Origin of the sequence: Streptosporangium sandarakinum, assembly GCF_050942225.1 — a bacterium.
Classification (GTDB): Bacteria; Actinomycetota; Actinomycetes; order Streptosporangiales; family Streptosporangiaceae; genus Streptosporangium; species Streptosporangium nondiastaticum.
The window spans coordinates 6,087,870-6,113,660 of sequence record NZ_CP192034.1; the positions used below are offsets into that span (position 1 = coordinate 6,087,870).

The following is a 25,791-nucleotide window of genomic DNA, read 5'->3' on the forward strand; positions in this document are numbered from 1 at the left end:
GATGATCACCGGGAACCGGCCGGACCAGAACCGTCCGTGACGGACGGCCGGCGGGAGCCGCCCGGCCGGGACCGGGTCAGCCGGTGGCGACCGGCCGGGAGGGGTCGGCCACCCAGTTGGACCAGGAGCCGACGTAGAGGGCGGCGGGGAGGCCCGCCACGTCCAGCGCGAGCACCTGGTGCGCTGCCGTCACGCCTGAGCCGCAGTAGGCGCCGACCGCGACGCCCGGCACGGCGCCCAGGGTGTTGAACCGCTCGCGCAGGAACTCCGGCTGGTGGAAGCGCCCGGCGGGATCGACGTTCTCGAAGGTGGGGGCGCTCACCGCGCCGGGGATGTGCCCGGCGACGGGGTCGATCGGCTCGACCTCGCCCCGGTAGCGCTCGGCGGCGCGGGCGTCCAGCAGCACCCCTTCGGTGGCCAGCTCCAGCGCCTGGCCCGCGTCGAGGACGGGCATCCCGCCCGGCCGCGCGACGAAGTCACCGGGCCGCGCGGACTCCTCCCCCGCCGCGACGGTCCGCCCCTCGGCGGCCCAGGCGCGCAGGCCGCCGTCGAGGACGCGGACGTCGGGGTGGCCGAAGTAGCGCAGCGTCCACCATGCCCGCGCGGCGGCGGTGGCGTCGGCCTCGTCGTAGACGACGACCGGGCGGGAGCCGGACACGCCCAGGCGGCGCATCGACTCCTGGAACGCCCCTGCCGCCGGCAGCGGGTGGCGGCCCTCCGGTCCGGGCGGCGCCGCGAGGTCGGCGTTGAGATCGCAGAAGACCGCGCCGGGAATGTGACCCTCACGGTAGGCGTCGCGCCCGGGCGGGCCCCCGAGCTTCCATCGCACGTCCAGGACGGCCGGGTCGTCCAGGGCCGCCAGCTCGGCCGGAGTGATCAGCGGGCTCATCAGGTGCTCACCTTCGCAAGGAGTTCGGGATCCGGGGCGGACGGCCACGAGGCGGCGCGAGCGGTGGGCGGGCGCGCCGTGGCCGGGCCGTGGAGACGGCTACGAGGCGGCGCGGGCGGTGGCCTCCGACAGCGCCTTGGCGAAGGTCAGCACGTGGGTGACCGCCTCGGGGCCGTCGGCCGCCTCGCTCACGCGCAGCGACAGGTCGTCGGCCGTGACGGCACCGGTGTAGCCGTGGTCGGCCTCGCAGTTCTCGTCGCCGCAGGTGGCGGGCTCCAGGTCGACGTGGGAGATGGCCCCCCAGCCGATGGTGAGCGTCACCTCCGTGGGCGGCACGCCCGGCACGTAGGAGGCGGGGTCGGGGACCACCCGGGTGACGGAGACCGATTGGATCCGGCTGAGACGCACCGCCTCGGTGGTCGTGGAGGCGTGCGACGCCGAGACCCCCTCCACCGCGGGATGCTCGTCGGTGTGGCAGACGAGCAGCCGGGTGGGTGAGAGCACCAGGACGGTGACGTGCCTGCGCACCTCCATCGCCGGGTCGAAGGTGGCCTCGTGGTGCACCACGTACGCCGTCACCGGCTCCTTGCCCAGGGCGGATTCGACCGCGTCGGTGACCAGGTCGGGGTAGTAGCCGCTGCGGTCGATGGCGTCGCGCAGCCCGGATGCCGAGAGTCGGGTATCCCTCATGGGTCCATCCTGCCCTGTCCGGGGCAGCGCTTTCACCTCACGCCGGGAACCCGCCCAGGCGGCGCGGGCCGCCGTCGATCCGTGGACCGGGCGGCTCGCGCAGCACGGCGCGCGCCCCCAGGACGATCGCCTCCGACTCCCCCACCAGCACCGGGTCGAGGTCGAGCCTGACCACCTCGGGCAGGTCGTCGGCCAGCCGCCCGACCCGGACCAGCAGGTCCGTGAGGGCCTCCACCGCGACCGGCGGGTAGCCGTACCCGCCCAGCAGCAGGGGCGCCGTGCGCGGCGCCCGCACCAGGGCCGCGGCGTCCTCCCTGCTGAGCGGGGCGAGCCCGTACGCCTCGTCGCGCAGCAGCCGGGCGGTGACCTCGCCCAGCCCGAACGACACGACCGCGCCGAACGCGGCGTCCTCGACGACTCCGATCACCGTCGGCACCGCGGGCTGCGGGACCATCCGCTGCACCGCGAGGGCGGCGTCCGGGCCGAGCTGCCGGGACAGCCCCTCGAACGCCTCGCGCACCCCGTCGGGGCCGGTCAGGCCGAGCCGTACGGTCCCGGCGCGTTTGGCCGCCTCGGGGTCGGCGGCCTTGAGCGCCACCGGCCAGCCCAGCCGCTCCGCCGCCGCCACGGCGTGCTCCGCGGAGTCCACCCGCTCGGCCGGCCACACCCGTACCCCGTAGCAGGCGAGCAGCCCGGCGGCGTCGGTCTCGGTGGCCTCCTCCCGCAGCCCGGCCCGCACCAGCCGCCGCGCGGCGGCGGTGTCCACGCCGTCCGGCTCCTCCGGGACCCCGGCGGGCCGCTCCCGCCAGCGGGCGTACCGCACGGCGTGGGACAGCGCGCGGACCGCCTCCTCCGGCGCCGGGTACGACGGGATGGACCCCCACCCGGGGACCGGGTCCGTCCGCAGCTCCGGCGGCATGCCGGTCCGGCCCTCGAACGTGGCCAGCACCGGCTTGCCCTGGTCGCGCGAGACCCGGAGCAGCTCGGCGGCGACCTCGGCGGCCGGGCCGGGGATCGGCGGCATGTAGATCACGACGACCGCGTCCACGTCCGGCAGCACCGACGCGAGGGCCCCGCCGAACTCGGCCGCCCCCGCGGCCGCGCCGAGGTTGACCGGCGGCCGGGGCTCCAGCCCGGCCCGCACGCAGGCGTCCGCCGCGAGCAGCGCCATCGCGTCGGAGTTGCTGACCAGGCCCACCCGGGGCCCGGCCGGCAGCGGCTGGTGGGCCAGCAACTGCGCCACGTCGAACTGCTGGACCAGGTCGTCCACCCGGATCACCCCCGCCTGCTCGAACAGCGAGCTGAGCGCGGTGTCGGGCAGGCCGAGCACCGGCGCGGCGTGGCCGGTCGGCACGTTCTGGGTGGCGCCGCCGCTCTTGACCACCACGATCGGCTTGCGCCGGGAGATCCGCCGGGTGAGGCGGGCGAACTTGCGGGGGTTCCCCAGCGACTCCAGGTAGAGCAGGATCACGTCGGTGGCCGGGTCCTCCTCCCAGTACTGCAGCAGGTCGTTGCCCGAGACGTCGGCCCGGTTGCCCGCCGACACGAAGGAGGAGATGCCCATGCCACGCTGGGCCACCCGCTGCAGCAGGGCGGTGCCCAGCGCGCCGGACTGGCTGAAGAAGCCGACCCGTCCCCGGCCGGGGACGGTCGCGGCGAGCGTGGCGTTCAGCCGGACCGCCGGGTCGGTGTTGGCGACGCCGAGGCAGTTGGGGCCGACGACGCGCAGGCCGTACGCGCGGGCGATGCGGACCAGCTCGTCCTGCCTGGCCCGACCCTCGGGGCCGGTCTCGCCGAACCCGGAGGAGACCACGATCAGCCCGCGCACGCCCTTCTCCGCGCACTCCTTGACCACCTCGATCACCCCCTCGGCGGGTACGGCCAGCACGGCGAGGTCCACCTCGCCGTCGATGGCCGTCACGCTGGGGTAGGCCCGCACCCCGGCGACCGCCCGGGCCTCGCGGTGCACCGGGTACACCGGCCCGGTGAAGTCGGCGGCGAGCAGGTTGCGCAGTACGGTCTGCCCGACCCCACCGGGTTCGCGGCCGGCGCCGACGACGGCCACCGATCCCGGGGACAGCAGCCGCTTGATCGAGCGCGCCTCGGCCCGGTGCTCGCGGGCGGCGGTCACCTCCTGGGAGGTCTCGGTGGGGGTGAGGTCGAGGGTCATCCGGACCACGCCGTCGGCGAAGCGGCTCTGCGCGGTGTAGCCGGCCTGTTTGAGGACGGCCATCATCTTCTGGTTGGCCGGCAGCACGTCGGCGACGAACCGGGAGATCCCCCGCTCCCGGGCCGTCGCGGCCAGGTGCTCCAGCAGCACCGAGGCGACCCCGCGGCCCTGGTGGGCGTCCTCGACGAGGAAGGCCACCTCGGCCTCGGCCGGGTCGATCCGGTCGTAGCGGATGACCGCCACCATCTCCGTGCCGATCGTGGCGATCAGCGCCACCCGGTCGGTGTAGTCGACGTTGGTGAACCAGGCGATCTCCCGGTCCGAGAGGCGGGGTCTGGGGCCGAAGAAGCGGAAGTAGATCGACTCCTCCGACAGCCGCGAGTAGAACGCGCGCAGCAGGTCGGCGTCGGCCGGATGAATCGGGCGGACATGGGCGGTCCCGCCGTCCGACAGGACGACGTCCGCCTCCCAGTGGGCGGGGTACTGAGCAGCCTCCACAGTCCCGAGAGTAAACGTGAATCACACAAGCCGGACCTGCCGGGCGGATTCCCACAACGCTTGTGCATCGACTACGCTCCGCTCTTCGCTCCCGACCCCATACGCGGTCCGGAAGCTGTTAAGTTTTTCGCGGCTAGAGGCACTTCAGTATCGAAGGCAGCAAGGTGGTGACATCATGACGCGGGTGGTCGTGGTGGGCGATCTCATGACCGACGCCGTCGCGCGGGCTCGCTACCCGTTGGCCCGCGCCAGCGACACACCGGCGATCGTCACCATGCACGGCGGCGGCTCGGGCGCCAACATCTCCTCCTGGCTCGCCGTCGAGGGCGCCGAGGTCGCCTTCATCGGGCGCCGCGGGGCCGACATCACCGGCCGCAACCGCGACATGGAGCTGATGGGCTACGGCGTCGACGCCCGCCTGGTCATGGATCCCGAGCGGCCGACCGGCACGTGCGTGGTGCTCATCACCCACAAGGGTGAGCGCACCATGCTGTCCGATCCCGGGGCCAACGCCGCCCTGTCGCCCGAGGACCTGCCGCGCGACCTGTTCGTCCAGGGCGGCCACCTGCACCTGTCGGGCTACACCCTGATCAACGAGGGCTCCCGTGAGGCGGGGCTCGCCGCCCTGAAGCTGGCCGGCCGCGCCGGGATGACCGTCTCGGTCGACTGCTCCTCCTCCGCGCCCCTGGAGCGGACCGGCGCCGAGCCGTTCCTGGAGTGGACCGAGGACGCCAAGCTGCTGTTCGCCAACGCCGACCAGGCCAAGGTGCTGACCGGCCGCGACGACCCCGCCGCGGCGGCCAAGGTGCTCACCGCGTGGTTCCCCCAGGTCGTCGTCAAGCTCGGCGACGAGGGCGCCCTGTGGTACGCCAACGGCCGTGGCGAGCCGGTGAGGTGCCCGGCCGAGCCGGTGGACCGCGTGGTGGACGGCACCGGCGCGGGCGACGCCTTCGTCGCCGGGTTCCTGCCCTCCTGGCTGGACAAGAAGCCCCCGGCGGAGGCGCTCGCCGCCGGCTGCCGGCTGGCCGCCAAGGCGATCTCGCACCTCGGCGCCCGCCCCCGCCTCTGACCTTTCCCGCACGTCCCGCCCCGCGAGCGGCTCGTACGGCCGGCCCCCGGCCCGGTGGCCCGGTACGGCGGAGCCAGCCGCGGCCGGCTCCGCCGTACGCCGGCCGCGGGCGGGGTCAGCTCGTCACGGCGAGGGCCAGCGGCAGCACGGCCGGGGCCCCGGCGTGGCGGATCATCGCGGCGCCGAGGGTCATGCTCCAGCCCGTGTCGACGCGGTCGTCGACCAGCAGGACCGGGCCGCCCGCCTGGGCCACGGCCGCGCCGAGCGCCGAGGGCATGGCCAGGGTGGCGCGGATCGCCTGGACCCGCTGGGCGCTGTTGAACTGGCGTCCCGGCGGGCCGGAGCGGTAGCCCAGCTCGCCCAGGAAGGACAGCCTCCCGACCTGGGCCAGCCGCTCGGCCAGGCTGCGGACGAGCAGCGGCCTGCTCGCCGAGGGCATCGCGACCACCGCCGTCGGCCGCTCGGCCCACTCCCACGACGACAGCACCTTCACCACCGCGGCGAAGACGTCGTCGGGCACCGGGCCGTCGGGGGCGTTCTCGGCCAGCATGCCGCGCAGGCGGTTGCCCCAGCCGATGTCGGTCAGCCGGCCCAGCGCCCGGCCGGTCCCGGCGCCCAGCTCCGGCTTGATCCGGCCCTTGAGGTCGGCCAGCCCGGTCGGCCACTGCCTGCGCGGCTCGATCTCCACGCCGGGCCGGTGCAGGGTCGCCGCCGCCCGCTCCACCTCCTCCGCGGCCACCTCGGGCGAGCGGTGCGCGCCGGTGCAGTTGTCACAGCGGCCGCAGGGCACGGCGGTGTCGTCGTCCAGGCAGCGGCGCAGGAACACCTCGCGGCACTCGGTGGTGCCGAGGTATTCGAGCATGGCCTTCTGCTCGGCCTCGCGGGCCGCGGCCACCCGGGCGTAGCGGTCGGCGTCGTAGTGCCACGGCTCGCCGGTGGCCTCCCAGCCGCCCCTGACCCGGCGCACCGCGCCGTCCACGTCGAGGACCTTGAGCATGGTCTCCAGGCGGCTGCGGCTGAGGTCGACGCGGTTCTCCAGCGCGGCCGTGGACAGCACGCCGCCCTCTTCCAGGGCCGCCAGCACGGCCCGCACGACCGGCTCCGGGGGGAACGCCAGGGAGGCGAAGTAGGCCCAGATCTCGCGGTCCTCGGGACCGGGCAGCAGGATCACCTCGGCCCGCTCGACCCCGCGGCCGGCCCGGCCGACCTGCTGGTAGTAGGCGACGGGCGACTGGGGCGCTCCGACGTGGACGACGAAGCCGAGGTCGGGCTTGTCGTATCCCATGCCGAGCGCGGAGGTGGCGACCAGCGCCTTGACCTTGTTGTCCAGCAGGGCCTGCTCGGCGGCCAGCCGCTCGGCCTGCTCGGTCTGCCCGGAGTAGGCGATCACCTCGTGGCCCTGCCCGCGGAGGTAGGCGGCGATCTCCTGGGCCGCGGCCACGGTGAGGGTGTAGACGATGCCCGAGCCCGGCAGCTCGTGCAGCGTCTGCGCGAGCCAGGCCAGGCGCTCCTCGGCGCCGCGCAGCCGTACGACGCTCAGGTGGAGGCTCTCGCGCTCCAGCGGGCCGCGCAGGACGAGGGTGTCCTCGCCGAGCTGCTCGGCGACGTCGCGGGTGACGCGGGCGTTGGCGGTGGCGGTGGTGGCCAGGACCGGCACACCCTCCGGCAGCCCCTCGAACAGCGTGCGCAGCCTGCGGTAGTCGGGGCGGAAGTCGTGGCCCCAGTCGGAGATGCAGTGCGCCTCGTCCACCACGACCAGGCCCGCGCTCTCGGCCAGCTCGGGCAGGACCTGGTCGCGGAACTCAGGGTTGTTGAGCCGCTCGGGGCTGACCAGCAGCACGTCGACCATGCCCTCGGCGACCTGGCCGTAGACCTGCTCCCACTCCTCGGGGTTGGCGGAGTTGACGGTGACGGCGTGGATCCCGGCGCGCTCGGCGGCGGCGATCTGGTTGCGCATCAGGGCCAGCAGCGGCGAGACGATGACGGTCGGCCCCTCGCCCAGCTCGCGCAGCAGGGCGGTGGCGACGAAGTAGACCGCCGACTTGCCCCAGCCGGTGCGCTGCACCACGAGCGCCCGGCCGCGGTCCATCACCAGCGCCTTTATGGCCGACCACTGGTCCTCGCGCAGCCGGGCGTGCTCACCGGCCAGCGCCCGCAACCGTCCCTCGGCCTCTTCGCGCAGCATCTGCTCTTCGCTCACGGCTCATTGCTACCAGTTCCGGCGGACTGTTTTCCGCATCACCGGGATCTCCCGGGTTCCTCCGGCGGCGGACCGGCGACCCCCGCGGCGTGGTTGGATTCAGGCATCATGGACGTGACCACCTGGTACCTCGAACAGACCTCCCCCTCCGACCTGATCCCGGCCCGGCCCCCGGCGATCGGGCTCGACATCGCACTCGCCGAGGTGCCCTCCCCCGAGTTCAGCCGGTTCCTGTACACGGCGGTGGGCGGCGACTGGCACTGGAGCGAGCGGCTCCCGTGGACCTGGCAGCAGTGGGCCGACTGGCTGGCGGGCGGAGTGGAGACCTGGGTGGCCTACCACCGCGGCACCCCGGCGGGCTACGTCGAGCTCCTGCCCTGCGACGACGGGGCGGTGGAGATCACCTCCTTCGGCCTGCTGCCGTGGGCGATCGGCAGGGGCGCCGGCGGGCGCCTGCTGGAGACCGGCACGGCCCGCGCCTGGGACATCGCCGACCGCAGGCCGAGCCTCGCGCCGACCCGGCGGGTGTGGCTGCACACCTGCTCCCTTGACGGCTCCGCCGCGCTGCCCAACTACCGGGCGCGGGGGTTCCGGGTCTACGACACGAAGGTCAACGTCCCGGACGACGCCTACGACGGCCCGCCGGCCGGCGCGTGGCCGGGGGCGGGGGCGCGGCCGTACGGAGGCTCGGAGGGCGCCCCGGAGCACGGATAGGACGCCTGCCCGCTCCCCGGACGCGGGGCGGGCCCACGGGGCGCTCCGGACCGCGGACGGGGCGCCGGGGCCGCTCCCGGATGTTCCCGGCCGCGACCGGCGCGCCCGCCGCGCCCGGCGGCGCGCACGGGCGTCCGGAAGTGTCACCGGGCGTGAGTATGGTAACGAGACGCGGAACGGCCGCCGGCGCCGTCCGCACACGCCCCGCGCACCGCCCGAGCCCTTTCCGGGCGCGCCGGGGCCTGCGGTTGTGACACCACGAAGACGAGGAAGACGACAAGGAGGACGCGCTTCCCTCTCGGCCCCCGGGCCGAGGTGCCCGCGCGAGGAGAATCTGATGGCCCGACGGACGACCACACCCCCGACTGAGGATTTCGAGGAGCGGATCGTCGACATCGACGTGTCCGCCGAGATGCGCACCAGCTTCCTCGAATACGCGTACTCGGTCATCTACCAGCGCGCGCTGCCGGACGCCAGGGACGGCCTCAAGCCCGTCCAGCGGCGCATCCTCTACTCGATGAGCGAGATGGGCCTGCGGCCCGACCGGGGACACGTCAAGTCGTCGCGGGTCGTCGGCGACGTGATGGGCAAGCTGCACCCGCACGGCGACACGGCCATCTACGACGCGCTGGTCCGCATGGCGCAGCCGTTCTCCATGCGGCTGCCGCTGATCGACGGGCACGGCAACTTCGGCTCCCCCGACGACCTGCCCGCCGCGATGCGCTACACCGAGGCCCGCCTGGCCTCCGCGGCCATGGCCATGGTGCAGTCGATCGACGAGGACACCGTCGACTTCAAGCCCAACTACGACGGCCAGGAGACCGAGCCCACGGTCATGCCGTCGGCGTTCCCGAACCTCCTGGTCAACGGCGCCACCGGCATCGCGGTCGGAATGGCGACCAACATGGCGCCGCACAACCTCGTCGAGGTCGTCGCCGCCGCCCGGCACCTGATCAAGAAGCCGGACGCCACGCTCGACGACCTGATGCGGTTCGTCCCGGGCCCCGACCTGCCGACCGGCGGCATCATCATCGGCCTGGACGGCATCCGCGACGCCTACGCCCGCGGGCGCGGCACCTTCCGGATGCGCGCCAAGTGCGTCGTCGAGCAGGTCAGCCCCCGCCGCAAGGGCATCGTCGTCACCGAGCTGCCGTTCAACGTCGGCCCCGAGCGGGTCGTCACCAAGATCCGGGAGCTGGTGACGGCCAAGAAGCTCCAGGGCATCTCCGACCTGAAGGACCTCAGCGACCGCCACAAGGGCCTGAGGCTGATCATTGAGATCAAGAACGGCTTCATCCCCGAGGCCGTGCTGGAGGAGCTCTACCGCCTCACCCCGATGGAGGAGAGCTTCGGCATCAACAACGTGGCGCTGGTCGACGGCCAGCCGCGTACGCTGGGCCTGCGTGAGCTGCTCCAGGTGTACGTCGACCACCGCCTCGACGTGGTCCGCCGCCGCTCGGCCCACCGCCGCCGCAAGCGCGAGGAGCGCCTGCACCTCGTCGACGGCCTCATCGTCGCGCTGCTCAACATCGACGAGGTCATCCAGGTCATCCGTGCCTCCGACGACTCGGCCCAGGCCCGCACCCGGCTGATGGAGGTCTTCGACCTGTCGGAGATCCAGGCCGCCTACATCCTCGACACCCCGCTGCGCCGGCTGACCCGCTACGACAAGCTGGAGCTCGACCGGGAGAAGGAGACGCTGCAGGCGGAGATCGCCGAGCTGACCGAGATCCTGTCCTCCGACACCCGGCTGCGCAAGGTCGTCTCCGACGAGCTGGCCCAGGTCGCCAAGACCTTCGGCACGCCGCGCCGCACGGTCCTGCTGGAGTCCTCCGGCGTCACCAGGAGCGCCGCGGTGACCCTTGAGGTCGCCGACGACCCGTGCCTGGTCCTGTTCTCCTCCACCGGCCTGCTGGCCCGCACGACCGACGCCTCCCCGCTGCCGGCCGGCGGCGAGCGGTCGGCGCACGACGTGCTGGTGTCGGTGGTGCGCAGCACGGTCAGGGGCGAGATCGGAGCGGTCACCAGCGAGGGCCGGATGATCCGCGTCCAGGTCGTCGACCTGCCGACGCTGCCCCCGACGGCCGACCCGCCCTCGCTGTCCGGCGGCCACCCGGTTTCGGAGTACGTCAGCCTCTCCCCCGAGGAGACGGTCGTCGGCATCGGCTCGCTCGACCCCGACGGCCCCGGCCTGGCGCTGGGCACCGTGCAGGGAGTGGTCAAGCGGGTCGTCCCCGACTATCCGGCCAACCGCGACGAGTTCGAGGTGATCGGGCTCAAGGAGGGTGACCGGGTGGTGGGCGCCGCGGAGCTGACCTCCGAGGATCACGACCTGGTGTTCATCACCTCCGACGCGCAGCTGCTGCGCTACCCGGCGACCAGCGTCCGCCCGCAGGGCCGCCCGGCCGGCGGCATGGCGGGCATCCGGCTGGACGGCGGCGCCTCGGTGATCTGGTTCGGCGTGGTCGATCCCACGCGCGAGTCCAGGGTGGTGACGATCGCGGGGTCCTCGACCGCCCTGCCCGGCACCCAGGTCGGCGGCGCCAAGATCTCCGACTACGCCGAATACCCGGCCAAGGGCCGCGCCACCGGAGGCGTCCGGGCGCAGCGCTTCCTGAAGGGCGAGGACGTGCTGCTGCTCGCCTGGGCGGGTCCGGCGCCGGTCCGCGCGGCCTCGGCCGTCGGCAAGCCCGTCCCGCTGCCCGAGGAGCTGGGCCGCCGCGACGGCTCGGGGCTGCGCCTCACCCACACGGTGGCGGCCGTGGGTGGTCCGCTCGGCCCCACGTCCGGCGCGCCGGACGACCCGCCGGGCGAGATCCCCGGCGCCGGGCAGGTCCCCGCGCCGACGCCCGCGCGGGACTGACCGCCCGTCCGGAGGCCACCGTACGGCCGGGCGCGGGACCGAGGCTCCGCGCCCGCGCCGGTCCGGGACGCCGACGCCGTGTGGAGCCCTCCTCCCCGGCCGGGGAGGAGGGCTCCGCCGTAGGTTCCGCCGCGGTCGTCGACGGGGCGTACGGCGGGCGTCACGGCCCGGCCGGGCCTCGCGGCGCGACCGCGCCGGGCGGGAGGGCGGACGGCGGCGTCAGACCAGGCAGAGACAGAAGGGGTGCCCGGCGGGATCGAGGAACACCCGGAAGTCGTCGTCCTCGGCGTCAGGCTGGTGGGAGTGCTTGACCGCGCCCAGCGCGAGCGTCCTGGCCTCGGCCTCGTCCAGGTCGTCCACGGCCAGGTCCAGGTGGAACTGCTGGGGAAGCTCGGAATCGGGCCAGCTGGGCGGCCGGTGGTCGGGGGCCAGCTGGAAGCAGAGGCGCGCGCCCGACTCCCCGTCGGTGAGCGTCACCCAGTCGTCCTCCACGTTGGTGATCTTCCAGTCCAGAAGCGCGCCGTAGAAGTCGGCGAGACCCTTCGGGTCGGGGCAGTCGATGACCACCGATCGCATCCGCGCTACCGCCATGAGCTCTCCTGACAGGGGACGTCGGCCTGGGGCGACGATGCCCGGGGCACGGCCGCCGCTTCCTCCTCCGCTTCCCCGCGGCGACGGCTCAAACCCCGCCGGGCGCGCGGCGGCGGGCCGCGGGGCCGCTCAGACCGGCGCCTCCTGCAGGGCCAGACCGATCCTCGTCAGCAGCTCCTGCGGGTCGCCCGACTCCCAGGAGCGCACGATCCGGGTGACCCGCTCATCGGGCCGGAACTCCTCCCGCCCCGACGGGCCGAAGCAGCCCGCGCCGACGAGGACGGCGATCAGGGGGTCGTCGTCACCGAGCGACCGGGCGTGGATCGCGGCGTCGAGCAGCGCGAGCGCCGAGCGCGCGTTGCGCCCCCCGTCGCGGACCTCCACCCGGTCCAGTTTCCGCCTGCCCTCGGCACGCAGATATTCGGCCAGGGACTCGATCCTGCTCATGACCAGCTCCAGCTATCCGTACGCGACGTCACAGAACCATCACGCACAGTCAACCACGCCTGTGGGATCTCCATGAAGTCGGCACGGACGCCACCCCGGAAACTTCGATGAAAAGGACATGCAGGATCATTGGCTCATCGACCGACGACCAGAGGGGGGTTCAATGCCGCACGGGTTTTCCGGGGGCGTCTTCGACGATCTGCTGACGGCCAACGAGAGGTTCTCGGCCACGTTCACGGACTCCGAGCTGACCGGCCGGGCCGCCCGCGGGCTGGCGGTGGTCACCTGCATGGACTCCCGAATCGACCCGCTGGGGGTCTTCGGGCTCAAGCCCGGTGACGCCAAGATCCTGCGCAACGCCGGGGCCCGGGTCACCGACGACGTCCTGCGCACGCTGGTGCTGGCCGTCTACCTGCTGGGGGTGAACCGGGTGCTCGTCATGCCGCACACCGACTGCGGCATGGCCAAGGCGACCGACGAGGACGTGCACCAGCTCGCCGCCCGGCAGGGCGTCGACACCAGGAGCCTGGAGTTCCACACCGTCCCCGACCAGGACGCCGCCCTGCGCCACGACCTGACCCGGATCAGGACCAGCCCGTTCCTGCCGGCGGACCTGGCCGTCGGGGGCGCCATCTACGACGTGCGCACCGGGAAGCTCGCGCCCGTCGAGGCGGACGTCACCTCCTGAGGAGAGTCGTCCCAGAGGTGACCGCCGCCATCGGCGCGGAACCGCCCGTGCCGCCCCGGTACGGCCCACGAGCCGTACCGGGGCCGGATGACGGCGCGCAGCGGGCACGAGGGGCCCGGTGGCGGCGCGCGGCGGCTCCTCCCGGGTGAGACCCCGCCCGGGTGTCTCCCGGGCGTGTCTCAGGGCGTCCCTGACGTCTCGGGCGCCCGGCGTGCTCGGGGCGTTCGGGGTGTCTCAGGCGTCGATGTGGTCGCGGTCGACCTCGGCGGCGTTGCCCACGATGAACTCCCGGCGCGGGGCCACGTCGCTGCCCATCAGGAGGTTGAAGATGTGCTCGGCCTCCGCGACGTCCTCGATCCGCACCCGGCGCAGGGTGCGGTGGCGGGGCTCCATGGTGGTCTCGGCGAGCTGGTCGGCGTCCATCTCACCGAGGCCCTTGTAGCGCTGCACCGGGTCCTTCCAGCGCTTGCCGCGGCGCTCCAGGTCGCGCAGGACCTTATGCAGCTCGGCGTCGGAGTAGCAGTAGACGTACTTGCTCTGCCCCCGGCCGGGGTTGGTGACCTCGATCCGGTGCAGCGGCGGGACGGCCGCGAAGACCCGGCCGGCCTCGACCATCGGCCGCATGTAGCGGTGGAACAGGGTCAGCAGCAGGCAGCGGATGTGGGCGCCGTCGACGTCGGCGTCGGCCATGAGGATGACCTTGCCGTACCGGGCGGCCTCGATGTCGAACGAGCGGCCCGAGCCCGCGCCGATGACCTGGATGATCGCGGCGCACTCGGCGTTCTTCAGCATGTCGGCGACGGACGCCTTCTGCACGTTCAGGATCTTGCCGCGGATCGGCAGCAGCGCCTGGAACTCCGAGTCGCGGGCGGCGCGGGCGGTGCCCAGCGCCGAGTCGCCCTCGACGATGAACAGCTCGGTGCGGTCGACGTCGTCGCTGCGGCAGTCGACCAGCTTGGCGGGGAGCGCCGAGTTCTCCAGGGCGGTCTTGCGCCGCTGGGTGTCGCGGTGCTCGCGGGCGGCGATGCGGGCCTTGGCCGCCGCGGCGATCTTCTCCAGGACCGCCCGCATCTGCTGCTTGGCGCGGCGCGGCGGGTCGGTGAACAGCTCCCTGAGCTCGCGGGAGACGACGTGGGAGACGATCCGGGAGGCCGCGGCGGTGCCGAGGATCTCCTTGGTCTGCCCCTCGAACTGCGGCTCGGGCACCCGGACGGTCACCACGGCGGTGAGGCCCTCCATGATGTCCTCGCGGGTGACCGGGGCGTCGCCGTTCTTCAGCAGACGGCCCTCGCGGAGCAGTTCGTTGAGCGTGCGGACCAGCGCCCGCTCGAACCCGTTGACGTGGGTGCCGCCCTTGGAGGTGGCGATCACGTTGACGAACGACCGGACGGTGTTGTCGTAGCCCTTGCCCCAGCGCAGCGCCACGTCCACGGTCAGCTCGCGCTGGATCTCGGTGGGGGTCATGTGGCCCAGGTCGTCGAGGACCGGCACGGTCTCGTGGAAGTGGCCGACGCCCTGGATGCGCAGCACCTCGCAGATCGCCTCGTCGCGGGCGAGGAACTCGGTGAACTCCGAGATGCCGCCGTCGAAGCGGAACTCCTCCTCGGCCGGCTCCTCGCCGCGGCTGTCGCGCACGGACAGGGTCAGGCCGGGGACCAGGAAGGCGGTCTGGCGGAGGCGGACGTGGATCTCGTCGAGGGAGACCTCGGCCTCGGGGAGGAAGATCTGGCGGTCGGCCCAGAAGCGGACGCGCGTGCCGGTGACCTTGCGGGCGACCGTGCCGGTCTCGCGCAGGCCGGACTTCTTCTTGAACTTGCCGATGGGTCCGTCGCCGTCGAAGACGCCGGGGACGCCGCGGCGGAAGCTGATCGCGTGGGTCGTGCCGTTGAGGTCGACCTCGACGTCGAGCCGGGAGGACAGGGCGTTGACCACGGAGGCGCCGACGCCGTGCAGACCGCCCGACGCGGCGTAGGCGCCGCCGCCGAACTTACCGCCGGCGTGCAGCTTGGTGTAGACCAGCTCGACTCCGGCGAGGCCGGTCTTGGGCTCGATGTCCACCGGGATGCCACGGCCGTTGTCTCGGACCTCGATCGACCCGTCGGGGTGCAGCTCGACCTCGATGCGGGTGCAGTGCCCCGCCAGGGCCTCGTCCACGCCGTTGTCGACGATCTCCCAGAGACAGTGCATGAGGCCGCGGCTGTCGGTGGACCCGATGTACATGCCCGGGCGCTTGCGGACGGCCTCCAGACCCTCCAGCACCGACAGATGACGAGCGGTATAAGCCGTCTCCGTACTGACCGCGGTCACACCCACTCCACTTCGCTCGAACACGTGTGCGCAGCCTACCGTCCTTCCCGCCGCGCCGGGTACAAGCTTGCCACCGAGGAGGCTCCGGTGTTACCTCCGGTGTGATCTCTCTTACCTCCGGGCGCTTTCCGCTCTGGGCGTAGCGAGGGGCCGGTTGGGAACGTTCGCATCGGGTTAGATGTTCTCTCAAGTGACTGACGCCAGATCCCTCCACTCGGGGATGACCTGAAAGGCGATACGTGACTGGAATTCTCGCCCCCACCAAGCAGCTGACGGCCGCGGACCGTTGCGACCGGTGCGGCGCACAGGCCTACATCCGCGCGACCCTGCCCGCGGGCGGAGAGCTGCTGTTCTGCGCCCACCACGGGCGTCAGCACGTGGCCGTGCTGCGCGACAAGGGCGCCGACATCCAGGACGAGTCGGCGCGCCTCAGCGACACCTCTGCGACCGCGAAAGACAACGAACGCTAGAAGCCGACGGGAGCCGGTAGTGATATCGCCCCACCACGGCGCCTTCCCACCGCCCGTCCGGCGGCCGGGCCAGGCGTCCGGCTCTGGCTTGATCCGATATATCCACCGCGCCGCCCTCCCCCGGGCACACCGGGGTGGGGAACGCGCTCTCACCCGTCCATGGCCGTGGCACCACGCACGTGGTGCCACGGCCATGCGGTGACCCACCCCTCACACCCACAGACGTCCGGCCCACTACGCTCGGCGACTGTGCTGATCCTGCTGCCGCCGTCGGAGGGGAAGGCCGAGCCCGCCGACGGTCCCGCCCTCGACCCGTCCCGGCTGAGCTTCCCGTCGCTGAACCCGTCGCGGGAGGCCGTCCTGTCCGCGCTCATCACCCTGTGCGAGGGTCCCCGGGCGCAGGCGGTACTCGGTCTGTCGCCGGGACTGCTCGGCGAGATCGGCAAGAATCTCATGCTGCGGACCGCGCCCACGCTGCCGGCCGCCGAGCTCTACACCGGCGTGCTCTACGACAATCTCGGCCTCGCCACGCTGTCCCCCGGGGCCGCGGACCGGGCGGCCCGGAACCTGGTGATCTTCTCCGGCCTGTGGGGCCTGCTGCGGCCCGCCGACCGGATCCCGTCCTACCGGCTGTCCATGGGCGTACGGCTGCCGCCGCTCGGCGGCCTCGCGGCCTGGTGGCGCCGCCCGGTGACCCCGCTCCTCGACGCCGAACCCGGCCTGGTCGTCGACCTCCGCTCCGGCACCTACGCGCCGGCCTGGCGTCCGGGTGGCCGGGCGGTCGCGGTGCGTGTGCTCAGGAACGGCAGGGTCATCAGCCACATGGCGAAGGCCACCCGGGGGGCGGTCGCCCGCTCGCTGCTGGAGTCGGGCGACGACCCGGGGACGCCGGAGGAGCTGGTGAAGGTGCTGGACGGCATGGGCCACGACGTCGTGCTCGGCCCCGAACCGGCCGCCGGGCGGCCATGGGTCCTCGACGTCGCCGCACGCGACGGGGCCTGACACGCCCGCGCCGTCCCGCCGTTCGGCCGTCCCACGAGACGACGGCCCGTGACACGGCGAGGAGGCTCGCGGCGCAAGGACGCCTGACGCGCTCACACCCGCGCCGGCCCGCCGTTCGGCCATTACGCGAGACGACGGTTCCGGGAGGTTCCACTAGGTTCCGACAGGTTCCGACACGACGAGGGGCCCACGCCGTACGGCGTGGGCCCCCTCGCGTCGGTCTTCCGGCCGGATCAGTCGAGGTAGTCGCGCAGGACCTGCGACCGGGACGGGTGACGCAGCTTCGACATGGTCTTGGACTCGATCTGCCGGATGCGCTCGCGCGTCACGCCGTAGACCTTGCCGATCTCGTCGAGCGTCTTGGGCTGACCGTCGGTCAGGCCGAACCGCATGGACACCACGCCCGCCTCGCGCTCCGACAGCGTGTCGAGCACCGAGTGCAGCTGCTCCTGCAGGAGCGTGAAGCTGACCGCGTCGGCCGGGACGATCGCCTCGGAGTCCTCGATGAGGTCACCGAACTCGCTGTCGCCCTCCTCACCCAGGGGGGTGTGCAGGGAGATCGGCTCGCGGCCGTACTTCTGGACCTCGACGACCTTCTCGGGGGTCATGTCGAGCTCGCGGGCCAGTTCCTCGGGCGTGGGCTCACGGCCGAGGTCCTGCAGCATCTGCCGCTGCACGCGGGCCAGCTTGTTGATCACCTCGACCATGTGGACCGGGATGCGGATGGTCCGCGCCTGGTCGGCCATGGCCCGGGTGATCGCCTGCCGGATCCACCAGGTGGCGTAGGTGGAGAACTTGTAGCCCTTGGTGTAGTCGAACTTCTCCACCGCGCGGATCAGGCCGAGGTTGCCCTCCTGGATGAGGTCCAGGAACAGCATGCCGCGGCCGGTGTAGCGCTTGGCCAGCGAGACCACCAGGCGGAGGTTGGCCTCCAGCAGGTGGTTCTTGGCCCGGCGGCCGTCCTCGGCGATCCACTCCAGCTCGGCGCGGACGTCCACCGGGAGCACCTCGCCGTCGGTGGCGAGCTGCTCCTCGGCGAACAGGCCGGCCTCGATGCGCTTGGCCAGCTCCACCTCCTGCTCGGCGTTGAGCAGGGGGACCTTGCCGATCTGCTTGAGGTAGTCCTTGACCGGGTCGGCGGTGGCGCCGGCGGCGGCGACCTGCGGCACGGGGGCGTCGTCGTCGTCATCGGAGAGGATGAGGACCTCGTCCTCGTTCTGCCCGAGGGTCTCGCCCTTGGGCTCCTCGGTCTCGACCTCGGCCTCGGGCTCGGCGTCGCCCTCCGCCTCGACCTCGACCTCCTCGACTTCCTCGACCTCCAGGTCGAAGTCCTCGATCTCGACGTCCTCAAGGTCGATGACCTCGTCGTCCTCGGCGCCGGCGGACTTGGGCTTCGGCTCGGGCTTGGGCGTGACCGCCTCGGCGGTGGGCCGCTTGGGCTGCGCGGGCACGGGCTTCTTCGCCGTCGGGGCGGCCTTCTTGGCCGGCGGCGCGGGCTTCTTGGCCGCGGGAGCGGGCTCGGAGCCGCCGACGACCGCGGTGACGGTCTCCGGCTGCTCCTTGGCCGCGGCGGCGGTCTTGGTCTTCTTGACGGGGGCGGGGGCGGCGGGGGTACGGCGCTTGGCCGGAGTCCGGGACTTCTTGGGAGCCTTGGAGTCCTCAGCAGTCAACCGTACGGTGATGCCCTCTTTGCTGAGGTTGCGCAGGATCCCAGCGACCTGCGCCATCGGAATGTCCGCTTCCTCGACGGCCTTGCGGACATCCTCGGACTCGAGGAACCCCTGCGAGCGTCCCCGCTCCATCAGCTGCTGAATGACGGGCTCGTTCAGCTCGGATGGCTTCGAGCGAGTCGAACTTGCAGGCGACACGAACACCTCTCGAAGGAAAGCGTGACGAGAATGGACCCAGATGCCCGCTAGGGGCGAATACCTCTGGTTGTGCTGGACGAGGCCGCGCGAACCGCGACGCACCTGTCAAGCATTGTGACATGACACCGTGATCCATACGGCCGCCTCCTGGCGGTTGTCCTCCACCCTAGGCCGACCAAGAGAGTAGTGCGTACGTAAGCGCGCCACCGATACCCGAAAGCAACCGTTATGACTGTTTCATTCAGTCACTCTTCGTGGCTGGCGGGACGTGGATCGCCAGCACCGTGACGTCGTCATCCTGCTCATATCCCGCCAACATGCGATCAACGAGGAAGTCGAGCAACATGTGAGGACTTCCCACGACCTCAGGAGGCGCTTCGGTCACGACGGAGCACAGATCGGCGAGTCCCGCGTCCAGTCCGCGCTTGCGGTTCTCCACCAGGCCGTCGGAGTACAGGACCGCGGTGTGGCCGGGCGGCACGCAGAACCGGAACTGCCTGCGGCTCGTCGGCCAGCCGAGCGGGGTGCCCGGCTCGCCGTCGCACAGGATCGGCACGCCCTGGGGTGAGACCAGCAGGGGCGGCGGGTGTCCGGCCAGGGCCAGCGTGCCCTCTCCCGTGCCGGGCTCGACGACCATGTAGGCGAGGGTGGTGACCTGCTCCTCCTCCTCGGTCGCCTCGAACACCCGGTCCAGGCCGGTAAGGACGGCCGCGGGCGGCGGGTTGGTCAGCGCCAGGGCCCGCATGGCGTTGCGGATCCGGCCCATGCCGGCCGCGGCCTTGACGCCCTTGCCCATGACGTCACCGACCACCGCCGCGACCCTGCCGTCCTGCAGGACGAAGGCGTCGTACCAGTCGCCGCCGACCTGGACGTGGCGGCTGCCCGAGCGGAACCGCTGGGCCAGCACCAGGCCCCGCACCACCGGCAGGCGGTCGGGCAGCAGGCTGCGCTGGAGCGTCTCGGCGGTGCGGTGCTCGCGCTCGAACAGCGTGGCGCGCTCGACGGCGAGCGCGCACTGGCCGGCCAGCGCCTCCAGGAAGACGCCGTCCTCCTGGGAGATCTTCTGGGGACGGGTGAAGGAGAACCGCAGGGCGCCGAGCGCGCGGCCGGCGGCCAGCAGCGGCAGCCCCACCCAGGCCCGCTCGTCGCTGTGCGCGATGAACCCGGAGATGAGCTCCTCGTCGCCCCCGGCCTCGACGAGCTGGGCGCGCAGGCTCTCGGGAGACTCGGCGAAGACCGGGCGGCGGCTGTTGACGGCCATGGTCATCACGCTGGAGTGCGCCAGCGGGATCTCCTCCCCCGGCGCGCCGGGGACATCGGGGATGCCGCCGTTGTTGACCAGCTTCAGGGCGGCCCGGTCGACGTCGAGCAGGGCCACCGCGGACCGGTCCGCCGCCACCGCCGTACGGCCCACGTCGATGATGACCTGGACCACCTGCTCGACGGTGAGCGCCTCGGCGAGCATCGCGGTGGCGCCCTGGAGACGGGCGGTGCGCAGCGCGGCGGCGCCGAGCTGGTCGGTGAGGCGGCCGCGCATCTCCTCGGCCTCGCGCTGCGGGGTGACGTCGGTGTTGGCGCCGACCCACTCGACCACCCGGCCGTGCCGGATGATGGGGACCGCGCGCACCTCGAAGTGGCGGTAGCCGCTGGCGCGGGTGCGGACGCGGTAGCTCCACTCGAACATGGTCCGGCCGCGCAGCGCCTCGCGCCACGCCTCCTCGGTGTGCGGGCGGTCGTCGGGGTGGACGGCCTCCAGCCAGCCGTGGGCGAGATACTCCTCCAGGCCCTGGCCGGTGATGGCCCGCCACTGCGGCGCGTCCTCCACGACGGCGCCGCTCGGCGAGGTGATCCACACGAGCTGCGACTGGGCCTCCACCAGCGAGCGGTAGCGCTCCTCGCTGCGCCGCAGGTCCTCCTCGACCTGCCGGCTGCCGGTGACGTCCACCCCGACCAGGCAGACCGCGCGCAGCGCGTCCTTGTCGTCGTGGACCGGGGAGAAGGTCAGCGACCAGTGGCGGGTGCCGCCGTCAGCCGCGCGTACCCGGATCCGCTGGTCGGTCTCGACGTCGGCGCCCGCGACGACGTCGCGGACCGCGCTCTCCAGGAGCGCGGTGAGGTCGGCCGGGAGCAGCTCGCCCGGCGTCCGGCCGACCAGCCGCTCGGCGGGAAGACCGACCACGTCGGCGAAGACCTCGTCCACCCGGTGGAAGCGGCCGTCGGGGCCGAAGAACGCGAAGGCGAAGGGCGACTGCGACAACAGGCCATGGAGCAGTCCGGAGTCCGAGATGTCCACACCCGACTCCCGGGGACGGGGCACGGAGGTTTCGGCGCTCATGGTCGGCACCTCCGTCGCGTGCCAGGGTCTCCCACGAGGCACATCTCCAAACTTGCGAATCGGCGTAGCGCAGCTCCGGGGGACCGGATCTGCAGTACATCATCGGCGATGGGTGCGTGCGGACGGAAGCCCCGCCCAAGATGCGGCGAAGCGCGCATCCCGCGGGCCCTCCCCGGTCCGGGACCGGGCCCGCACGCTGACGCGCCGGGTTCCCAGCACGGGCATCGCCCGACCAGCATTCCGCCGAAGCCGAATGGTGGCGCCGTTCCCCTCCGCGTCCACCTCCGTATGCCGCCAGGACCCTAGCAGGATCAAGCCGGACCGTCCCGACAACCGTCCACCTCGACCCCGCGCGCGCCCCGAACAAGATCAGGCTACTGACTCAATCCCGATTTGGCTCCCTCTTCGGGGACATTCGTTTACTCCGCGGTCTCGCAAATCTGTCAGAATCCGTGTCAACCCGAACATGCCGGGCGGCATCTGGGGTTGACACTCACGCGATAAGCTGTGGAATGAGAACGCACGTCCCCGTCGTCCGTCCGGGGGTTTGCCCCGGGAACCCGGAGGAATGCGACATACATGTCCGCTCTGGTCACCCATCTCGCCGACGGCGCAACGAAGCTCCACGATCCGGTGAGCGCCCGCCTGGCCGATGAGTTCCTCACCGTTCCCCTCGGCACCGTCAGCAGGTGCGTGGCCGACGTCCGCGCCTGCGCGGAGCATCTGGGGATCGACGCGACGCCCGAGGTGGTGGAACGCGTCGCCCGCGAGCATCTGCTCGCGCTCGTCAACTCCGCGCCGCCGCCCCGAAGTCCTCGGTAACATCGAGATCACCGGAGCGCGTCCTACGCACCGTTTGGCCCGGGAATGCGAGAGGGTTGGGGCGTGAGCGAGCGAACCGATCAGTGCGGCGGCACCGGGATCCGGCGGATGGGGGAGGTCGCTTGAGCCGGCGACACCGTCGAGACCCCCGCGAGAGCCGGTCTCCTGACGAGGTGTTCTCCGAGATGCTGGTGGCCGCGCGCGAACTGCTGGCCGTACGCAGCCCTCTGGACGCCGAGCTCATGGTCTCCGACATGGTCGGGGCCTGGTGGGGGCGCCGCCTGAAGGGCGGCGACGCCGAGCAGGTCCTCGGCGAGGGACTGGTCGACTACGCCGCCAAGGCCGGCTCCCCCGCCGCGCTGACCCTGCTGATCGCGCTGGCCTATCTCGGCACGGCCCGCCAGGCCGCCAAGGCCGAGGGCGCGGCGCTGGCGCTCATCGAGCGCGACGTGGCCAGGCCCCGCTGGGCCGACCGGCTGGGCGCGGTCAAGCCCACCGGCTGCTACGTCTCCCGCGACGCCTACGGCGACCAGGACACCGTCGTGTGCACCTTCGGCTACCGCGGGGCCGAGGCCGCCGAGGAGCCGCACGCGCTGGTCATGGTCGTCGACTACAACATGCGGGGCATCGCCCGCGACGCCTGGGTCTCCTCGCACGTCGACAAGCTGCTGGAGCAGGCCCGGGCCGAGGCCGAGGCCAACCCGATGCTCCGGTTCGAGGAGATCGAGCCGCAGCAGGCGCGGGCGCTGCTGGAGTCGGCCATGAAGGCCACCGCCGAGTACGGCGACCGCAGGACGACCGCGCCGGTCAGCGACAGCTACAGCGCCTACCACGCCTTCGCCCGTTCCCGGATCAAGGCGTTGCCGCCCGGCCGCAAGCGCCCGGCCCCGCTGCACAGCGAGGCCCCCTACAGCCGCGACCGCCGGGCGATGCTCGCCGCGGAGTTCCTGTCCTCCGACGCGGCCGAGCACCTGTCGGACCCGTCGGCGGCCTCGCGGTGCGCCGACCACATCATCGACTACGGCTGTGACCAGGACTTCGGGCGTCCCCTGCGGGTCAGCCCGGCCAAGTGCGAGGCGTTCCTGCTCGACTGGCTGCCGCGCAAGGTGATGCTCAGCCCGGCCGAGCAGGAGGCGGTGCCGTACGTGCTCAGCGCCTGGGCGCGCTTCGCGGCCCGCCGGACCGGGCTGCCGGATGAGGGCCTGCGCGCCACGCTGGACGGGATCTGGGAGGCGACGGGGAAGTTCGCCGAGGCCTACCGCGACCCGACCACCTTCGGCATCGACCGCGACCTGCTGGAGAGGCTGCTGCCGGACGGCGACCTGTCGGCGCTGGCCCGGCGCGTCTTCGCGTTCCCCTTCCTGCAGGGCACGCACGGCGAGATCAAGCTCGACCGGCTCAACCCGGCCGACGACGCCGACCGGCGGATCCTGCTGGAGATCGACCACGCGGACGAGCGGCGCCGGCCCGACCGCGACGAGCACCTCGCCTGGCACGAGGAGATCGCCGCCCGGCTGTGGGAGGGCGACCCCCCGCAGCTGTGGGAGGCCGCGCAGCGGCTGCTGGACCTGGGCCACGACCGGCACGACGTGCTGCACGTGCTGATGGAGATCGTCGAGCGGATCGGCGACGACCCGGAGGAGCTCGCCGTCGCCCTCGACGACATCGCCGACATCCCCGACGAGCCGCCGGGGACGGGAGGGCCGTGGTGACCCGCGCGGCGACCGGCGCGGTGATCGACCTGAACGCCGACCTCGGCGAGGGGTTCGGCATCTGGTCGCTGGGCGACGACATGGCCCTGCTGGACATCGTGACCAGCGCGAACATCGCCTGCGGCTTCCACGCCGGTGACCCCCGCACGATCCGCCGCACCTGCGCGGCCGCGGTCGACCGGGGGGTGGCCATCGGCGCCCAGGTGTCCTACCGCGACCTGGCCGGCTTCGGGCGGCGTGAGATGGAGGTCGACCCCGAGGATCTGTGCGCCGAGGTGCTGTACCAGCTCGCCGCGGTGGACGGGATCGCCAGGGCGATGGGCGGCCGGGTCACCTACGTCAAGCCGCACGGCGCGCTGTACAACCGGATCTGCCGTGACAGCGAGCAGGCCGAGGCCGTCGTGGCGGCCGTGGCCGACTACGACCCGGGCCTGCCGGTGCTCACGCTGCCCGGCTCGGCCGTCCACGCCGTCGCGGCCCGCGCGGGCCTGGCCACCGTCACCGAGGCGTTCGCCGACCGCGCCTACACCCCGGCCGGAACGCTGGTCCCCCGTCGCTCCCCCGGCGCGGTGCTGCACGACCCCGCCGCGGTCGCGGCCCGCGCCGTGCGGATGGCGACGGCCGGGACGGTCACCGCGGCCGACGGCTCGGAGGTGGCGGTGGACGCCCGGTCCATCTGCGTGCACGGCGACACCCCCGGCGCGGTGGCGCTGGCGCGGGCCGTCCGCGAGGCGCTGGAGGCCGCCGGGGTGACGCTGCGGGCGTTCCGGTGAGGACTCCGCCGGCGACGCGGTCCACCGGTCCGGGCGCGGCGCGGGTACGGCCGGCCGGCCCGGCCCGCCGGATGGCCGGATGACGTCCCGGCCGGGCTCCGGCGACCGGGCGGTGATCCGCCGGGCCGGGGAGTCCGCCCTGCTGGTGGAGACCGGCTCTCTGGAGGTCTCCCACCGGCTGGACGCCCTGCTGCGGGAACGCCGCCCGGCGGGGGTGACCGAGATCGTGCCCGGCCCCGCCACCGTCCTCGTCGTCGCCCCGGGCGCCGACCCGGCCGCGCTGCGGGCCCGGCTGTCCCTGCTGCTGGGCACGGCATGCGACGCCGCCCCGGCCCCCTCCGGCGCGCGCGGGACGGTGACGGTCCCGGTGGTCTACGACGGCCCCGACCTCGCCGACGTGGCCGAGCTGAGCGGGCTGCCGGTCCGGGAGGTGGTCGAGCGGCACACCGGCGTGGAGCTGGTGGTGGGCTGGCTGGGGTTCGCCCCGGGTTTCGCCTACCTCACCGGGCTGGACCCGGCGCTGCACGTGCCGCGCCTCTCCACGCCCCGGACCTCGGTGCCCGCCGGGGCGGTGGCGATCGCCGGCCCGTACTCGGCCGTCTACCCCGCGGCCTCGCCGGGCGGCTGGCGGCTGCTCGGCCGCTCTTCCCTGGTCGTGTGGGACACGGCCGCCGACCCGCCCGCGCTGCTCACCCCCGGCACCCGGGTCCGCTTCCGGGCGGTGCGGGGATGAGTCCGGAGGCGGATCCCGTCCCCCGCGTGGTCGAGGTGGTTGCGCCCGGCCCGTACGCCACCGTGCAGGACCTGGGCCGCCCCGGCCTCGGCCACCTCGGGGTGCCGTGCTCCGGCGCCGCGGACGCGCCGAGCCTGCGGCTGGCCAACCGGCTGGTCGGCAACCCCGAGGACGCCGCCGGGATCGAGCTGACCTTCGGCGGCGCCTGCCTGCGGTTCCCCGCCGGGGCCTGGGTCGCCGTCACCGGGGCGCCCTGCCCTCTCACGCTCCGCCTCCCCGAGGGCGCGGACGGTTCCGAAGGGCCGGGGTCCCCGGAGCGGCCCGGAGCGGCGGGGCCGTACGCGCCGGTGTGGGTGCCGTCCGGCGGCGAGCTGCGGGTGGGCACGCCCACCGCGGGGCTGCGCACCTACGTCGCGGTCCGCGGCGGCCTCGACGTGCCGGCCGTCCTGGGCAGCCGCTCGACCGACGCGCTCTCCGGCCTGGGCCCGGCGCCGCTGGCCCCGGGGCTGCGCCTGCCTCTGGGACCGGCCGCCGGCCTGCCGCCGATCGTCGTCGACGCCGCCCCGCCGCCTCCGGTCCCGCGGGGCGTGCTGCGGGTGCTTCCCGGCCCCCGCGACGACTGGTTCGCCCCGGACGCGCTGGAGGCGCTGTGCGCCGCGCCGTACCAGGTGAGCCGGCACAGCAACCGGGTGGGCGTACGGCTGACGGGGACGGCCCTGCGGCGCGTCCGCGACGATGAGCTGCCCAGCGAGGGAATGGTGGCCGGGGCGGTGCAGGTGCCGCCGAGCGGCCAGCCGATCGTCTTCCTCGCCGACCATCCCCCGACCGGCGGCTATCCGGTCATCGCCGTCGTCGCTTCGGCCGACCTGCCCGTGGCCGCGCAGCTGCGCCCCGGGGACCGGGTCTGGTTCCGTCTTCACCGACCCTTTATCGTCATATAGACGATAAAG

At 73.3% G+C, this 25,791-nt stretch carries 20 protein-coding genes; 11 read left to right on the forward strand and 9 right to left on the reverse strand.

Going from position 1 to position 25,791, the window contains the following annotated elements:
• Window positions 1-76 precede the first annotated feature (76 nt).
• The 3 genes from ACQP10_RS28115 to ACQP10_RS28125 all read right to left on the reverse strand — a co-directional run bounded on the left by ACQP10_RS28115 (window position 77) and on the right by ACQP10_RS28125 (window position 4,247).
• Window positions 77-889, reverse strand: coding sequence for a sulfurtransferase (locus ACQP10_RS28115; protein WP_346023146.1), 813 nt, complete (start codon window positions 887-889; stop codon window positions 77-79).
• A 99-nt stretch (window positions 890-988) separates the two neighbouring features.
• The gene (locus ACQP10_RS28120; protein WP_179826700.1) at window positions 989-1,579 is read right to left on the reverse strand and encodes a DUF5998 family protein; all 591 of its coding nucleotides are present in this window, start codon (window positions 1,577-1,579) and stop codon (window positions 989-991) included.
• Window positions 1,580-1,616: 37 nt separating this feature from the next.
• Complete coding sequence (locus tag ACQP10_RS28125; RefSeq protein ID WP_346023147.1) at window positions 1,617-4,247, reverse strand: bifunctional GNAT family N-acetyltransferase/acetate--CoA ligase family protein; 2,631 nt, start codon at window positions 4,245-4,247, stop codon at window positions 1,617-1,619.
• A gap of 175 nt (window positions 4,248-4,422) precedes the next feature.
• On the opposite strand from ACQP10_RS28125, the gene ACQP10_RS28130 reads away from it, so the two are divergent.
• Window positions 4,423-5,316 carry a carbohydrate kinase family protein gene (locus ACQP10_RS28130; protein ID WP_346023148.1) on the forward strand — a complete coding sequence of 298 codons (894 nt, stop codon included), beginning with the start codon at window positions 4,423-4,425 and terminating at the stop codon, window positions 5,314-5,316.
• 115 nt (window positions 5,317-5,431) lie between these two features.
• Here ACQP10_RS28130 and ACQP10_RS28135 read toward each other — a convergent pair whose 3' ends face one another.
• Window positions 5,432-7,501: a RecQ family ATP-dependent DNA helicase gene (locus ACQP10_RS28135; RefSeq protein ID WP_346023244.1), complete on the reverse strand. Its 2,070-nt coding sequence runs from the start codon at window positions 7,499-7,501 to the stop codon at window positions 5,432-5,434.
• 123 nt (window positions 7,502-7,624) lie between these two features.
• Between ACQP10_RS28135 and ACQP10_RS28140 the strand changes: the two genes are divergently transcribed.
• Both ACQP10_RS28140 and ACQP10_RS28145 read left to right on the forward strand, forming a co-directional pair.
• On the forward strand, window positions 7,625-8,230 hold the full coding sequence (locus ACQP10_RS28140; RefSeq protein ID WP_390002221.1) for a GNAT family N-acetyltransferase: 606 nt from the start codon (window positions 7,625-7,627) through the stop codon (window positions 8,228-8,230).
• A 337-nt stretch (window positions 8,231-8,567) separates the two neighbouring features.
• On the forward strand, window positions 8,568-11,093 hold the full coding sequence (locus tag ACQP10_RS28145; protein ID WP_433540038.1) for a DNA gyrase/topoisomerase IV subunit A: 2,526 nt from the start codon (window positions 8,568-8,570) through the stop codon (window positions 11,091-11,093).
• A 219-nt stretch (window positions 11,094-11,312) separates the two neighbouring features.
• Here the strand turns inward: ACQP10_RS28145 and ACQP10_RS28150 are convergent, their stop codons facing one another.
• The gene (locus ACQP10_RS28150; RefSeq protein ID WP_346023151.1) at window positions 11,313-11,684 is read right to left on the reverse strand and encodes a VOC family protein; all 372 of its coding nucleotides are present in this window, start codon (window positions 11,682-11,684) and stop codon (window positions 11,313-11,315) included.
• Window positions 11,685-11,813: 129 nt separating this feature from the next.
• Window positions 11,814-12,131, reverse strand: coding sequence for a hypothetical protein (locus ACQP10_RS28155; RefSeq protein ID WP_346023152.1), 318 nt, complete (start codon window positions 12,129-12,131; stop codon window positions 11,814-11,816).
• Window positions 12,132-12,294: 163 nt separating this feature from the next.
• Here ACQP10_RS28155 and ACQP10_RS28160 point away from each other — a divergent pair, with 163 nt between their 5' ends.
• Window positions 12,295-12,819, forward strand: coding sequence for a beta-class carbonic anhydrase (locus ACQP10_RS28160; RefSeq protein ID WP_346023153.1), 525 nt, complete (start codon window positions 12,295-12,297; stop codon window positions 12,817-12,819).
• 234 nt (window positions 12,820-13,053) lie between these two features.
• On the opposite strand, the gene ACQP10_RS28165 is transcribed toward ACQP10_RS28160, so the two are convergent.
• The gene (locus ACQP10_RS28165) at window positions 13,054-15,126 is read right to left on the reverse strand and encodes a DNA gyrase/topoisomerase IV subunit B (protein ID WP_179826687.1); all 2,073 of its coding nucleotides are present in this window, start codon (window positions 15,124-15,126) and stop codon (window positions 13,054-13,056) included.
• A gap of 239 nt (window positions 15,127-15,365) precedes the next feature.
• On the opposite strand from ACQP10_RS28165, the gene ACQP10_RS28170 reads away from it, so the two are divergent.
• Both ACQP10_RS28170 and ACQP10_RS28175 read left to right on the forward strand, forming a co-directional pair.
• On the forward strand, window positions 15,366-15,596 hold the full coding sequence (locus tag ACQP10_RS28170; RefSeq protein WP_179826685.1) for a DUF7455 domain-containing protein: 231 nt from the start codon (window positions 15,366-15,368) through the stop codon (window positions 15,594-15,596).
• A gap of 249 nt (window positions 15,597-15,845) precedes the next feature.
• Window positions 15,846-16,598: a YaaA family protein gene (locus tag ACQP10_RS28175; protein ID WP_179826683.1), complete on the forward strand. Its 753-nt coding sequence runs from the start codon at window positions 15,846-15,848 to the stop codon at window positions 16,596-16,598.
• Between the two features lie 233 nt (window positions 16,599-16,831).
• Here ACQP10_RS28175 and ACQP10_RS28180 read toward each other — a convergent pair whose 3' ends face one another.
• The gene (locus ACQP10_RS28180) at window positions 16,832-18,466 is read right to left on the reverse strand and encodes an RNA polymerase sigma factor (protein ID WP_346023155.1); all 1,635 of its coding nucleotides are present in this window, start codon (window positions 18,464-18,466) and stop codon (window positions 16,832-16,834) included.
• A gap of 241 nt (window positions 18,467-18,707) precedes the next feature.
• Window positions 18,708-20,801, reverse strand: coding sequence for a SpoIIE family protein phosphatase (locus ACQP10_RS28185; protein WP_346023156.1), 2,094 nt, complete (start codon window positions 20,799-20,801; stop codon window positions 18,708-18,710).
• 579 nt (window positions 20,802-21,380) lie between these two features.
• Here ACQP10_RS28185 and ACQP10_RS28190 point away from each other — a divergent pair.
• From ACQP10_RS28190 to ACQP10_RS28210, 5 genes are all read left to right on the forward strand, one after another.
• Window positions 21,381-21,623 carry a hypothetical protein gene (locus ACQP10_RS28190; RefSeq protein ID WP_179826678.1) on the forward strand — a complete coding sequence of 81 codons (243 nt, stop codon included), beginning with the start codon at window positions 21,381-21,383 and terminating at the stop codon, window positions 21,621-21,623.
• 185 nt (window positions 21,624-21,808) lie between these two features.
• The gene (locus ACQP10_RS28195; RefSeq protein ID WP_179828708.1) at window positions 21,809-23,335 is read left to right on the forward strand and encodes a hypothetical protein; all 1,527 of its coding nucleotides are present in this window, start codon (window positions 21,809-21,811) and stop codon (window positions 23,333-23,335) included.
• Window positions 23,332-24,108, forward strand: a complete 777-nt coding sequence (locus tag ACQP10_RS28200) for a LamB/YcsF family protein (RefSeq protein ID WP_179826676.1) — start codon at window positions 23,332-23,334, stop codon at window positions 24,106-24,108. The genes ACQP10_RS28195 and ACQP10_RS28200 overlap by 4 nt, the downstream gene beginning before the upstream one ends.
• 79 nt (window positions 24,109-24,187) lie before the next feature.
• Window positions 24,188-24,841, forward strand: a complete 654-nt coding sequence (locus tag ACQP10_RS28205) for a 5-oxoprolinase subunit B family protein (protein WP_179826674.1) — start codon at window positions 24,188-24,190, stop codon at window positions 24,839-24,841.
• Window positions 24,838-25,782, forward strand: coding sequence for a biotin-dependent carboxyltransferase family protein (locus ACQP10_RS28210; RefSeq protein ID WP_179826672.1), 945 nt, complete (start codon window positions 24,838-24,840; stop codon window positions 25,780-25,782). Before ACQP10_RS28205 ends, ACQP10_RS28210 begins: the two co-directional genes overlap by 4 nt.
• The last annotated feature ends 9 nt before the right edge of the window (window positions 25,783-25,791 follow it).

Excerpts from the sequence above, each read along its gene's own strand:
- ACQP10_RS28155 (WP_346023152.1), bottom strand. The coding sequence starts at position 12,131 with ATGAGCAGGATCGAGTCCCTGGCCGAATATCTGCGTGCCGAGGGCAGG.
- ACQP10_RS28150 (WP_346023151.1), bottom strand. The coding sequence starts at position 11,684 with ATGGCGGTAGCGCGGATGCGATCGGTGGTCATCGACTGCCCCGACCCG.
- ACQP10_RS28145 (WP_433540038.1), top strand. The coding sequence starts at position 8,568 with ATGGCCCGACGGACGACCACACCCCCGACTGAGGATTTCGAGGAGCGG.
- ACQP10_RS28195 (WP_179828708.1), top strand. The coding sequence starts at position 21,809 with ATGCTGGTGGCCGCGCGCGAACTGCTGGCCGTACGCAGCCCTCTGGAC.
- ACQP10_RS28115 (WP_346023146.1), bottom strand. The coding sequence starts at position 889 with ATGAGCCCGCTGATCACTCCGGCCGAGCTGGCGGCCCTGGACGACCCG.
- ACQP10_RS28130 (WP_346023148.1), top strand. The coding sequence starts at position 4,423 with ATGACGCGGGTGGTCGTGGTGGGCGATCTCATGACCGACGCCGTCGCG.
- ACQP10_RS28160 (WP_346023153.1), top strand. The coding sequence starts at position 12,295 with ATGCCGCACGGGTTTTCCGGGGGCGTCTTCGACGATCTGCTGACGGCC.
- ACQP10_RS28205 (WP_179826674.1), top strand. The coding sequence starts at position 24,188 with ATGACGTCCCGGCCGGGCTCCGGCGACCGGGCGGTGATCCGCCGGGCC.
- ACQP10_RS28190 (WP_179826678.1), top strand. The coding sequence starts at position 21,381 with ATGTCCGCTCTGGTCACCCATCTCGCCGACGGCGCAACGAAGCTCCAC.
- ACQP10_RS28210 (WP_179826672.1), top strand. The coding sequence starts at position 24,838 with ATGAGTCCGGAGGCGGATCCCGTCCCCCGCGTGGTCGAGGTGGTTGCG.
- ACQP10_RS28140 (WP_390002221.1), top strand. The coding sequence starts at position 7,625 with ATGGACGTGACCACCTGGTACCTCGAACAGACCTCCCCCTCCGACCTG.
- ACQP10_RS28185 (WP_346023156.1), bottom strand. The coding sequence starts at position 20,801 with ATGAGCGCCGAAACCTCCGTGCCCCGTCCCCGGGAGTCGGGTGTGGAC.
- ACQP10_RS28120 (WP_179826700.1), bottom strand. The coding sequence starts at position 1,579 with ATGAGGGATACCCGACTCTCGGCATCCGGGCTGCGCGACGCCATCGAC.
- ACQP10_RS28135 (WP_346023244.1), bottom strand. The coding sequence starts at position 7,501 with ATGCTGCGCGAAGAGGCCGAGGGACGGTTGCGGGCGCTGGCCGGTGAG.